11 protein-coding genes are annotated in these 12,415 nt (G+C 34.3%); 9 read left to right on the top strand and 2 right to left on the bottom strand.

All coding sequences use genetic code 11. The annotated features are described in order from the left end of the window. Nucleotides 1-99 precede the first annotated feature (99 nt). The 9 genes from dinG to ACH6CY_RS00120 all read left to right on the top strand — a co-directional run bounded on the left by dinG (nucleotide 100) and on the right by ACH6CY_RS00120 (nucleotide 9,057). Nucleotides 100-2,898, top strand: coding sequence for an ATP-dependent DNA helicase DinG (dinG, locus tag ACH6CY_RS00080; protein WP_374065153.1), 2,799 nt, complete (start codon nucleotides 100-102; stop codon nucleotides 2,896-2,898). A gap of 60 nt (nucleotides 2,899-2,958) precedes the next feature. Continuing rightward, the gene (locus ACH6CY_RS00085; RefSeq protein ID WP_374065154.1) at nucleotides 2,959-3,756 is read left to right on the top strand and encodes a ComEC/Rec2 family competence protein; all 798 of its coding nucleotides are present in this window, start codon (nucleotides 2,959-2,961) and stop codon (nucleotides 3,754-3,756) included. A 233-nt stretch (nucleotides 3,757-3,989) separates the two neighbouring features. Continuing rightward, nucleotides 3,990-4,160 (top strand): YpmA family protein, encoded by a 171-nt coding sequence (locus ACH6CY_RS00090; protein WP_374065155.1) that lies wholly within the window; start codon nucleotides 3,990-3,992, stop codon nucleotides 4,158-4,160. Further along, nucleotides 4,126-4,659 carry a cell wall elongation regulator TseB-like domain-containing protein gene (locus tag ACH6CY_RS00095; RefSeq protein ID WP_374065156.1) on the top strand — a complete coding sequence of 178 codons (534 nt, stop codon included), beginning with the start codon at nucleotides 4,126-4,128 and terminating at the stop codon, nucleotides 4,657-4,659. The genes ACH6CY_RS00090 and ACH6CY_RS00095 overlap by 35 nt, the downstream gene beginning before the upstream one ends. Before the next feature lie 12 nt (nucleotides 4,660-4,671). Beyond that, entirely contained in the window at nucleotides 4,672-5,853 is a 1,182-nt protein-coding gene (locus ACH6CY_RS00100) for a pyridoxal phosphate-dependent aminotransferase (protein WP_374065157.1), read from the top strand. 27 nt (nucleotides 5,854-5,880) lie between these two features. After that, entirely contained in the window at nucleotides 5,881-7,173 is a 1,293-nt protein-coding gene (gene asnS, locus ACH6CY_RS00105; RefSeq protein ID WP_374065158.1) for an asparagine--tRNA ligase, read from the top strand. 152 nt (nucleotides 7,174-7,325) lie between these two features. Continuing rightward, a complete protein-coding gene (locus ACH6CY_RS00110) occupies nucleotides 7,326-8,018 on the top strand; it encodes a DnaD domain-containing protein (protein ID WP_374065160.1) in 693 nt (230 codons plus the stop codon). 18 nt (nucleotides 8,019-8,036) lie between these two features. Beyond that, nucleotides 8,037-8,708, top strand: a complete 672-nt coding sequence (gene nth, locus ACH6CY_RS00115) for an endonuclease III (RefSeq protein ID WP_374065161.1) — start codon at nucleotides 8,037-8,039, stop codon at nucleotides 8,706-8,708. Beyond that, nucleotides 8,695-9,057, top strand: a complete 363-nt coding sequence (locus ACH6CY_RS00120; RefSeq protein WP_374065162.1) for a YpoC family protein — start codon at nucleotides 8,695-8,697, stop codon at nucleotides 9,055-9,057. The genes nth and ACH6CY_RS00120 overlap by 14 nt, the downstream gene beginning before the upstream one ends. Before the next feature lie 37 nt (nucleotides 9,058-9,094). Here ACH6CY_RS00120 and ACH6CY_RS00125 read toward each other — a convergent pair whose 3' ends face one another. Then, nucleotides 9,095-11,629, bottom strand: a complete 2,535-nt coding sequence (locus ACH6CY_RS00125) for a PBP1A family penicillin-binding protein (RefSeq protein WP_374065163.1) — start codon at nucleotides 11,627-11,629, stop codon at nucleotides 9,095-9,097. An 18-nt stretch (nucleotides 11,630-11,647) separates the two neighbouring features. Then, a complete protein-coding gene (gene recU / locus ACH6CY_RS00130) occupies nucleotides 11,648-12,238 on the bottom strand; it encodes a Holliday junction resolvase RecU (protein ID WP_374065164.1) in 591 nt (196 codons plus the stop codon). Nucleotides 12,239-12,415: the final 177 nt, after the last annotated feature.

Below are 12,415 nucleotides of genomic sequence, written 5' to 3' on the forward strand. Positions count from 1 at the left end.
ATATAAAATCCGATTCGTTCAACTAACAATTAGTGGGAGAAGAGCAAACCATCTCCATTGCATAGAAGTTTCACTTTATAGGATAGCTAGATATTAAGGATGAGAAGATTGAACAAATATATAATTGTTGATTTAGAAACAACTGGACATAAACCAAGAAATGGTGACAGAATCATTGAAATTGGTATAGCTGTACTAGAGGAAGGAAGCATTGTAAATCAATATACCACGCTAATCAATCCAAACATAGAAATTACACCATTTATTGAGAATTTAACAGGGATCACTAATTCAGATGTCCAACATGCTCCCATATTTGAGGAGGTAGCTTCAGACATTCAAGCTTATTTTCAAGAGGGATATTTCGTAGCACATAATGTTCCTTTTGATTTAGGTTTTTTAAATGATGAGCTTGATCGCGTGGGAATGAATACGATAGAACTTCCCATTTTGGATACAGTAGAATTATCCCGTATTTTATTGCCTCAAGCTTCAAGTTATAAATTAGAGCATTTGGGGAAACAATTAGCCCTTGCACACGACGCACCTCATCGTGCTTTATCTGATGCACTAGTTACTGCACAGTTACTAAATTTCTTATTAGACAAATTAGCTCAAAAGCCCTATGAATTGATTAATCAATTAAAAAAATTAGAACCAAAACTAAAAAGCGATCTATCTTCCATACTTGAACAATTAACCTTTCACTCAGTTATGTCAACAATTGATGAAGAACAAATAGAAATATTTCGTGGATTCGCATTAAAAAAACAATCACGCACCAAGGTAGATCAACAACAAGAACTTCCTTCATTTGGAGACATGATTGATCAATTATTTGACGCTCCATCGGGTTTTGAGAAACGAATCAATCACTATGAAAAACGCGCGGGGCAATATGAAATGGCAACGTTTGTCTATGATGCATTTCAATCAAAACAGCATGCAATGATTGAAGCAGCGACTGGAACAGGTAAAACGTTAGCTTATTTGATCCCAGCAATTTATCAAGCAGTGAAGAATCATGAAAGAGTTGTCATTAGTACACATTTAACACAACTTCAAACACAATTAGTAGAAAAAGAAATCCCATTATTGGAGCAATCGTTGCCTTTTCTATTTCATACTACTGTCATGAAAGGTAAACAACATTATGTAAGTTTAGTTAAATTTGAACAGTCCATGCAATCAAATGATTTAGATAACTATGATATTACATTAACTAAAGCGATTATTTTAGTTTGGCTTACAGAAACAGATACAGGAGATTTTGATGAACTTAGTTTACCTTCAAGTGGAGCACACTTTGCAAAATCAGTTTCTTCTGAAGCTGAAGGCACACTCGATTCAAACTCACCATGGTCTACTCGTTCATTTTTACTAAGAGCGAAGGATAAAGCTAAACGAGCAAATCTAATCATTACTAATCATGCTTTTGTCTGTACGAATTTAGCCAGCGATACAGATTTATTACCAGACTTCAGTAAATTAATTGTTGATGAAGCACATCACTTTGAAGCTATTGCCTCAAAGCAATTCGGTTTTCGATTGAACTATTTATCGATACAACAACTATTAAAAACTGTCGGATCGATTAATGATGGATTTATACATAGCTTGGCTAGTAAACATGATAGGATCAACAATCTACTATCTGACCTACAGTGGGAAGATGCTTGCCAAGCTACAAAAGAAGAATTAGATCTGTTATTTAGAAGCCTATTCCAATATGTTAATACTAAGAAGGTAAATCAAGTTGGAGTAAGCGATATTGGAAGGTATCAATATATACTTAAGGATGAGAGTGGCGAACAGTGGCAAGTTATCTTAAATATCACTGAACGATTACGTTTTTATTTTATAGATTTAATTCATATATTAGTAAAAATAAAAATGTTTCTTTCTCAACAAAATTATCCAATCGACGTAATGGAAACATTACAGCATCACGCTGCACAAATGCAAAAAGTCATCGATCAATTAACTTCATATTTTATACAGCCTGTAAAGAATTCAGAAGTGAAGTGGATAGAGATAGAAAGTAATGGTGCAAGAAATGCGGTCTATTTATATCAAGAACCAATAGATGTTGGAAGCATATTACAATCTAAGCTATTTAGCCATTTAGAAAGTGTTGTATTAACTAGCGCAACAATAACAATGAAAAGCTCTTTTGATATTTTTAAAAAACGTTTAGGATTTGATAGTGATACACTACTGGAAAAACAAATTGAGTCCCCATATGTTTACCAAGATCAAGTTCAATTATTGGTTCCAAATGATTTTCCTATCATGGAATACAACCAAACAGATGACTTTATTTACGCAATGTGTGAAGCAATTTTATCTCTTGCGCAAATAACTAAAGGTAGAATGCTGGTATTATTTACATCCTATGACATGTTGAGAAAATCATATCAATTATTATATGAGTGGATGGATCAAAAAGATTATATCCTTATTGCACAAGGTATTTCTAGTGGTAGTCGTACGCGATTGAAAAAAAACTTTCAATCATTTAGTCAAGCAATCCTGCTAGGCACAAATTCATTTTGGGAAGGGATTGATATTCCCGGAAGTGATCTATCATGTGTTGTAATTGCTCGATTACCATTTCAACCACCAAAACATCCTGCTTATCAAGCAAAGGCATTATTCTCAGAAAAAAAAGGAGATAATTCATTTATGTCTGTAGCATTACCAAATGCAGTACTGCGATTTAAACAAGGGTTCGGCCGATTAATTCGTTCTAGTACTGACCGAGGTATTGTATTTGTTTGCGATGAACGACTGCTTACAGCAAAATACGGAAAATATTTCATTGATTCCATTCCAACAATTGATGTACATTACGCGTCAACGAAAGAATTATTGGAAACCGCCGAAGAATGGTTATGAACAGGACAATCTGACGCATGCTAACATTATGTATTAATGTAAAGTAGGTGTCGTTAAGTGTTGGATAGGATTAAAAAAGCAACTGCTCGTTTTGTTTGTGTTATTTTATTTATCCCAATATTATTAACTCCTGAGAATCATCCATTTGCTTCAGATAAGGAGCAGTTAGTTATTTCATTTTTGAATATACCTGATGGAGAAGCAACATTAATTCAAACGTCTGAAGGAGATAACATCTTAATCAATACAGGATCTACCTATAGTCTAGACAATTTGATAAATCAGTTAAACCAATTACACGTCAAAAAAATTAACAGTATTATTCTTACAAACCAAACAGATGCCTACCAAGGGAATTTAAACCATTTATTAAATAATTATAATGTAGAAACTGTAATCACTGCTGTAAAAACCGAACATTTAATAGACTTAATTGATAAACAGATAGTGAAAGAATGGAAAAAAAGTAATGATTATTCATTATCGAAGCATTTAAATTGTTATGTACATGACACGACTGAGCAAGGTGAAATGACAATTTCAATTATGTACGGAAAGAATAGTATTTTATATATGGGTTTTTCGGAGAATCCAACATTGCAATCCATCATAGAGCAAACAGATCGAAAACCAGATATTATTAAAATCCCTAATTTTGCTCAAGGTGATTCTCCTAGTGAGCAACTCTTAAAAGATATAGATCCACATATCAGTATTATATTTCATATAAAGTCTGGGAAATTAAACCGATCATTAATTGAGAGACTAAATGAGTCATGGATTGATGTGTATCAATTAAAACGAGTAGGTACAACAATTATCCAGATGAACTTACAGGATTATCAGATTATTTCATAATAGTATGTCTATAATAAAAAGCTGTGTACACGTTCGTACACAGCGAAAAATGGGTAAGGATTAAATTTTGTTGAAAAAAATTCAAATGTCCATCAAAATTAATCATAAAAACTGTTATAATGGAAACATATTTGTTTTTCAACTCAATAGTAGTATATATTAATGCAACAAAATTATAATTAGTAATTAATGCAATCTAAAGTAAAAAAACAATTTGTAGGGGTATGAGTAAAATGGAAAATAAAATAGAAACACTTTCTACCGTTCGACTGGCTTATACGAATGATTTATATAAAATTGTAGATAGTTTAAATCGCACATTGAAAGAGGATGATTTAATGTTTGGTTTAGCACTAGATGAGGATGACGATGAAACGGCAATCTTTACTATCTATCGTACCTAGTTGGTTTAAGTGGGCGCTTGCAATTGTTTTCGTATGCTTGGTAGCAGTAGTTGTATATGCGGCTAATGTGTATCAAGATATTCAGGGCAATAAGCGGGAAGGTTTTGTGAAGTCAGAAGAGCGTGTTTTAAGTGAAACAAAGATAGTCGAGGTAGATAAAGTTTCACGTTTCCATGGACAAAAATATTATCATGTAGTAAGTGGAAGGACCAAAACGGATGAACAAATGCTTGCTTATGTTCATCAATCTAATGCAGAAAAAAAAATTGTTTCTTTTTCATTAAAAGACTTTGTTGATAAGGAACAAATTGAAAGCAAGTGGCAATCGGAATGTGGGAATTGTAGACTATTACAATCAAACTATGGCATTAGGGATAATATTCCTTTGTTGGAATTATCTTATTTTGATCATGATGATCGTTTAAGCTATCGCTATTATCGTTTAGATAATGGTGAGTTTGAAAGTGGTGTTTCTTTTTCTAATAATTATAAACAATAGAAAGGTGATTATATGGAGTTAGCAACCCGGGTACAAACATTGACGCCATCATCAACATTAGCAATTACAGCAAAAGCAAAAGCATTAAGAAATTCGGGGCATGATGTAATTGGACTAGGAGCAGGGGAACCTGATTTTAATACTCCGTCATACATATTAGATGCAGCAGCGGACGCAATGCGAGAAGGATTTACCAAATATACACCTTCTGGCGGTATTGTTGAATTAAAAGATGCTATTATTAATAAAATGAAAAAAGATCAAGGCTTAGATTATGAAAGAGAAGAAGTAATCGTTACAACTGGGGCAAAACATGCGCTATACACATTGTTTCAAGTGCTATTAAATCCAGGTGATGAAGTTGTAATTCCTACACCATACTGGGTAAGTTATCCAGAGCAAATAAAACTCGCTAAAGGTCAACCGGTTTTTGTCACAGCAAGTGAAGCGAATCATTTTAAATTAACACCAGAGCAACTGGAAAATAAGATTACTTCAAAAACGAAAGCTGTTATTATTAATTCACCTAGTAATCCAACTGGTATTATGTATTCAAAACAAGAATTACAAGCCTTAGGAGAAGTATGCTTAAAACATAATTTACTTATCATTTCTGATGAGATATACGAGAAGTTAATTTATACAGATGATCAGCATGTATCTATTGCAGAAATTTCACCAGAATTAAAACAACATACGATTATTATTAATGGTGTGTCAAAGTCACATGCGATGACAGGGTGGAGAATTGGATATGCGTTAGGTGATAATAAAATTATTCAAGCAATGACAAACTTAGCGTCTCATTCTACTTCTAACCCAACATCCATTGCACAAGTTGCTGCAATGCATGCATATAGTAAAACAGATGACAAACTAGAAGAAATGAAACAAGCTTTTTCAGAAAGATTAGAAAAAACATATCAATGGTTAATAAAAATACCAGGTGTCACTTGTGTTAAACCTGAAGGTGCATTTTATTTATTTCCTAATGTAAAAAAAGCAGTTGAAATGAATGGTTTTGTTTCAGTTGATGCGTGGGTAGAAGCAATTTTGGAAGAAGAAAAAGTAGCATTAGTTCCGGGCAGTGGTTTTGGTGCTCCAGAAAATGTAAGACTTTCTTATGCAACTAGTTTAGAAAATTTAGAAGAAGCAATGAAAAGACTTCAACGTTTTGTAAAGAATCATCAATGATATTTATAGTTTTTGGAGGAATTTAAATTGAAAACAACAATCGATCAAGTAAAACATTATGTAGGGAAAGAAGTTACAATAGGCAGTTGGTTAGCTAACAAACGTTCAAGTGGAAAAATAGCCTTTTTACAGTTAAGAGACGGTACAGGGTTTATACAAGGTGTTGTTGTAAAAGCTGAAGTAAGTGAAGATACATTTCAATTGGCAAAGAATATGACGCAAGAAACCTCTTTATATGTAACCGGAACAGTTGTTGAGGATAGTCGTTCTCCGTTTGGTTATGAATTACAAGTTTCCTCATTAGAAATTATCCATGAGGCGGTAGATTACCCGATCACACCAAAAGAACACGGAACAGAATTTTTAATGGATCACCGTCATTTATGGTTACGCTCAAAAAAACAACATGCGATCATGAAAATTCGAAATGAAATCATTCGAGCGACATATATGTTTTTTAATGAAAATGGATACATAAAAGTAGATCCACCGATTTTGACTGGATCAGCAGCAGAAGGAACAACAGAATTGTTTCATACACAATACTTTGATGAAGAAGCTTACTTGTCACAAAGTGGTCAATTGTATATGGAAGCAGCTGCAATGGCACTAGGTAAAGTATTTTCTTTTGGTCCCACTTTCCGTGCAGAAAAATCAAAAACAAGAAGACATTTAATTGAATTTTGGATGATTGAACCAGAGATGGCATTTATGGATCATGAAGATAGCCTACAAGTTCAAGAACAATATGTGTCATTCTTAGCCCAATCAGTTATTGATAACTGTTCACTTGAGCTAAAGACGCTTGAACGAGATGTTGCTAAGTTGCAAAAAATACAAGCACCATTTCCACGTATCACTTATGACGATGCAATTGAATTGTTGAAAGAAAAAGGATTCAACGATATAGAATGGGGAGAAGACTTTGGTGCTCCACATGAGACAGCAATAGCTGAAAATTTTGACAAACCAGTATTTATTACCAATTATCCGACTGAAATTAAAGCTTTTTATATGAAAACTGATCCGAATCGTCCTGAAGTAGTGCTTTGTGCGGATTTAATTGCTCCAGAAGGGTATGGAGAAATTATTGGAGGCTCCCAACGAATTGATGATCTAGATGTAATGAAAAAGCGCTATGAAGAGCATGGATTATCCGGTGACGCTTATCAATGGTATTTAGAATTACGCCAATATGGAAGTGTCCCGCATGCAGGATTTGGACTTGGTTTAGAAAGAACGGTTGCATGGCTTGCTGGTGTGGAACATGTAAGAGAAACAATTCCATTCCCGCGTCTCTTGAATCGTCTATATCCGTAATATAAGAAACCTTTGACAAAGCTGTCAAGGGTTTTTCTTACACTACTCGAATAGAGAAGTACGATCAAACAATCTGTGTTTGACAAGTTCAATCAAGTTAATCTATTTGTTTAAATATACGTATTATGTCACAATAAATCTGAGGTGTAACGATGAAGAGAAACTATACGATACAAACTATTTTGCAGGATCAACTAAGCATACCATCAAAATTATTGACTCAGTACCATCGTATTGGTTTAGAAGAAAAAGAACTAATTATTATTTTAAAAATATTTCATTATCAATCTGTTGGTGTGTTTTTTCCTACACCGGAGGAACTTGCGTTGGAAACAACATTTGACCAGCAAGAATGCTCAGGATTATTAAGAAAACTAATTCAAAAAGGTTTACTTTTAATCGAAGAATCTGTTGATGATGGATCACCTAGAAATGAACAATATTCCATCGAACCTTTGTGGGATATGCTATACAATCAAATTAACTACGAAAATGAACAAAAATTAAGCCAAGATCAAATGAACATTTTTGTTTTATTTGAACAAGAATTCGGTAGAGCGTTATCCCCAATTGAAATTGAGACAATAAACATTTGGATTGATGATGACAATCAGCAACCAGCCTTAATTAAAGCAGCATTGAGAGAAGCTGTTTTAATGAGTAAACTTAATTTTAAATATATTGATCGGATATTAAGAGAGTGGAAACGTAAAGGCATTCAATCTGTCGATGAAGCAAGAGCGCATAGTAAAGCATTTCACAGTCAACAGTCACAGCTAACAAGAAAACCACAATCAAACAAACGAGATACATCGCTATATTATAATTGGTTAGAAGAGGACTAACTTAAGAGGAGCGTAACGATGCTTACAAAAAAAGATATTCGATTTATTTTAGATACGATGGCATCTATGTTTCCAGATGCTGCTTGTGAACTAAAACATAAAAATGCATTTGAGCTATTGATTGCTGTTGTTTTATCTGCTCAATGCACAGACGCATTGGTAAATAAAGTGACCAAAGATTTATTTAAGAAATACAAAACACCAGAAGATTATTTAGCGGTACCGATTGAAGAATTACAACAAGATCTTCGATCGATCGGATTGTACAGAAATAAATCAAAGAACATTCAAAAATTGTGTCAATCATTGTTAGATGATTTTGATGGCGAAGTACCACAATCACAAGAGGAATTAGAAACATTAGCAGGCGTGGGGAGGAAGACGGCAAATGTAGTAGCATCCGTTGCATTTTCAGAACCTGCAATTGCAGTAGATACACATGTGGAGCGAGTCTCGAAACGTTTAGGTATTTGTAGATGGAAAGATTCAACACTAGAAGTAGAGAAAACATTAATGAAAAAAATCCCAAGAGAAGAATGGAGCGACACGCATCATCGCATGATTTTTTTTGGAAGATATCATTGTAAAGCAAGAAATCCACAATGTGATTCATGCTCATTATTATCTATTTGTCGAGAAGGACAAAAAAGAATGAAAAAAAGGGAGCGTGAACAAAGTGGAGAAAAGTGATGTAAAGGAATTAATCAATGATTGGAAAGAAAACCAACAAGTTATAGCAGATTTGTTTCATAAGCGGCGTTATCAAAAGGCAAAAAAGCCAATGAATCATTATACAGAACAATTGGTTCAAGCATTGTATGCTTTAAATAATAAAAGCTATCATGAGAGTGAAGGTCTAAATACTGTATTGGCTACTTTTACTTATGCACCATTTAACAGTCAAGAACGTATTCCTTTTATTCTTCAGCAACCAGAACAATATCACTCTTATATCCAATTAAATGAATTATATAAAGAAACAGAGAAGATATGTGCAAAAGCTGAAATCTTAGCACAAAGAAATAGAAGGCAAAATTAATTGCCTTCTTTTTTTTTAGTTTATATTTTTTTACTAATTAGCTGGAAGGTTTTTCGGGTTTCTCTGTTGGACCACCGGTATCATTTCCGTTGTCTCCACCAGTACCTCCTTGATCACTGCCGGAGTTATCATCATCTTCTTCAGTTCCACCTTCTGATCCTTCAGAACCGTCTGGAGGTGTGCCACCTTCATCAGTTTCGCCGTTTTCGCCAGTACCATCCTCAGGATTATTTGGATTTGGTTCTTCTTCTGGCTCTTCTTCCGGCACTTTTACTTTAACAGATTTCGCTTCACTAATATTTCCTTCATTACTTGTATCTACTGCTGTAACGCTAATCGTGTAAGTCTTGCCTTTTTCAACACTTGAAATTTCTATTTCAGTCTTATCTGTAGTAGTGGTATTATCTCCACCAGCATTAACGATGAAGTTTACATCTTGATCACCATCATAATCCCAAGAAACTGAAATGCTATTTGTTTCTTCATCATACTCAGCTTCTAAACCACTGACTGGGTCTAGCTGATCAAATTTTTCAGATGTTTTACTAGGTTCATGCCCTTTTTTGAATAATTCTGTGACAATTTCGCTTTCAGGTGTAAATTTGCTTGGTAGTTTCGCAGGGTTAGATCCTTTTTCGATAGCTACTTCAACAACAGAATTTGGTTTTTTAAAGTCTGGTGTATCCATTCCTTCAGAAATGTGACTCATGAGCTCTTTAAACAATCTTTGTGATATACTCGTGTCTGGAATTGCCTTTTTACTCGTATTGCCATAACCAGTCCATACTGCAATAGAATAATTTGTAGTATATCCAGCAAACCAAGCATCCGGACTACCTTCTCCTCCTTCAATGTTAGTTGTTCCTGTTTTTCCTGCTATTGGTAAGCCTGGTATACTTGCCTTTGTACCTGTTCCACTAGAGATAACATCTTTCAACATGTCAGTAATCATATATGCGGTAGCATCAGACATTGCTGCTTTTGGCTCTGACTTGAATTTCTCTGTTTGTCCATCACTATAAACAATTTCTGTTACGGCATACGGTTCGTTATAAACACCTTCATTACCGAATGCACTATAGGCTCCTGCCATTTCTAGTGAGGTAGCATTAGAACTTCCACCACCAATACCATCAGTAATAATTGGCTTTTCATGTAATGAAATACCTATACCATTAGCGAATTCTTCAGCTTTTGTTAAACCAACTTCTTCAAGTGCTTTTAATGCTGGAACGTTCAAGGATTTTTTTAATGCATAGCGAGCGCTAACCCAACCTTGATATTGATTATTCCAGTTTTTAACTTCTTTTCCGTCAGTTCCTTTTAGTGCATATGGTGCATCATCATTAATTTGATGGTAGGTTGACCAGTTTAAGTGTTCAATTGCTGGTCCGTAATCTAGAATTGGCTTAATTACAGAACCTGCTTGTCTACCATCACCTTGAAAAGCATAATTCCAGCCATTGTTATTTTCTCTATTACGTCCGCCACCGATTGCACGGATCGCTCCAGAAGTCGTGTCCAAAACAGTGACACCTGATTGAATTTCATCATCACTATATTTAATTGGGTTGTCCTCAGCATCAGACAATAGAAATTCAACTTTATCTTGTGCTTTTGGGTCAAGAGTCGTATAAACCTCTAATCCATCCGTGTAAATATTTGCTCCTGTTTTCCTTTCAACTTCTTCTGCTACTTTCTGAATAAATGCCTGATATTTAACATCTTGCTTGGAAGAAGGGTTTAACATATCTTCAATGTTAACTTGTTTCGCTTCTTCTGCTTCTGCTTCTGAAATCTTTTCGTGTCGTACCATTAGTTTTAATACAGTGTTCATTCTCTTTTTAGCTAAATCAGGATTAACCATTGGATCATACGCTGATGGTCGTTGTGGTAAACCTGCTAACAATGCCGATTCAGAAAGCGTTAGCTCATTTAAATCCGTTTTACCAAAGTATGTTTCTGCTGCTGTTGCTACGCCATATGCGCCAGAACCGTAGTAGATTTTATTTAAATACATTTCGAAAATTTCTTCTTTTGAATACTTTCGATCTAATTGAATCGCTAGCCATTGTTCTTGTACTTTTCGTTTAATCGTTTTGTCTGTTGATAAAAAGGAATCTTTTACTACTTGTTGCGTTATTGTACTTGCTCCTTCAGAACCAAAACCATCAGTAAAGTTTGCAATAACCGCACCACCAATACGGCGAAGGTCAATACCAGAATGATCAAAAAAACGAACATCTTCTGTTGCTAATACAGCATTTTTTAATGTTTCTGGTATGTCATTATACGTGATCTTTGTCCTTTTTTCTGTTCCTAAATCTGCATACAGCCCTTTGTTCATATCATACACTTTGGTTGATGCTGGATCTGAGAGTAAAGAGCTATCCAAGTCAGGTGCTGTGATAGCGTAGTATCCAAATAAAGCACCGACACTTATTGAAACAATTAGTAAGATAACGCCAATCGTTAAAAGTATCTTTTTCCATAGTGACCTTTTTTTCTTTTTTGATTGTTTACTTTGTTGTTGTTGTCTTCTAGCAGTACGAGATTGGCTTTCATTTGCCATAACTCATCTTCCTCCGTTCTAAAAATATAACTGATCTATTACTTTTAAATAATCTACTTGTGCAGGGTAATTCATTGGAACTTCTACACTGATTTCTTTAACATCCTGATAAGGAATAGATTTTCTTCCTCCTTTAAATTGACTGTCCCAGTATGAAAAAAGTTTCATTGCTGGGAGAAAAAATGTTTCATTATATGCAGCAAAACGAATTAAAAGAAAACAAATGCCATTGTGTTCTACAATGGAACGCATATGATTAATTTGATGCTCATGCACGTTATTTAAAGGAAAGGATGTTTTGTTTTTTGTTTCTTTTGCTTCAAAGTCTACATATGTTCCACGATAAATGCCATTGTAATCCGTTGTAGACGCTTGTTTAAAATAGCCTTCTGTAATTACTGCAGCACTTCGTTTCGGATAATTAACATTAACAATTTGAACAGGTGTTGGCTTTTTGTGTATAATCGCTACATTCGCAGTTCGGTAGTAAATGTTTGTGTTGTTAATGTCTTCTTCTAATGACATACCTCTGTTACTAAATGTCGTTGTTGGTTTACTAGTCCGAAGTTGTACTTGCGTAGCTGCTTTTTTCCCATTTGGGTAATTCATTATTTTCCCTCCCACTTGATAGTATCATATCAAATAATGGGTAAGTTTGAGAACATGTACATTAATATTCTATGATACATCAATGCAATTAGACGGTTGAACTAAAGTAATACAAATATATGTCATAGTATACGACGAATCATTCACTTTGACAAAAATAAAGTTCTTGAATGATTC

Origin of the sequence: Paraliobacillus sp. JSM ZJ581, from assembly GCF_044383835.1 — a bacterium.
GTDB lineage: Bacteria > Bacillota > Bacilli > Bacillales > Amphibacillaceae > Paraliobacillus.

Coding starts and splice junctions, on each gene's coding strand:
- dinG (WP_374065153.1), top strand. CDS start 100: ATGAGAAGATTGAACAAATATATAATTGTTGATTTAGAAACAACTGGA.
- ACH6CY_RS00090 (WP_374065155.1), top strand. CDS start 3,990: ATGGAAAATAAAATAGAAACACTTTCTACCGTTCGACTGGCTTATACG.
- recU (WP_374065164.1), bottom strand. CDS start 12,238: ATGAATTACCCAAATGGGAAAAAAGCAGCTACGCAAGTACAACTTCGG.
- ACH6CY_RS00095 (WP_374065156.1), top strand. CDS start 4,126: ATGAAACGGCAATCTTTACTATCTATCGTACCTAGTTGGTTTAAGTGG.
- ACH6CY_RS00125 (WP_374065163.1), bottom strand. CDS start 11,629: ATGGCAAATGAAAGCCAATCTCGTACTGCTAGAAGACAACAACAACAA.
- ACH6CY_RS00110 (WP_374065160.1), top strand. CDS start 7,326: ATGAAGAGAAACTATACGATACAAACTATTTTGCAGGATCAACTAAGC.
- nth (WP_374065161.1), top strand. CDS start 8,037: ATGCTTACAAAAAAAGATATTCGATTTATTTTAGATACGATGGCATCT.
- ACH6CY_RS00100 (WP_374065157.1), top strand. CDS start 4,672: ATGGAGTTAGCAACCCGGGTACAAACATTGACGCCATCATCAACATTA.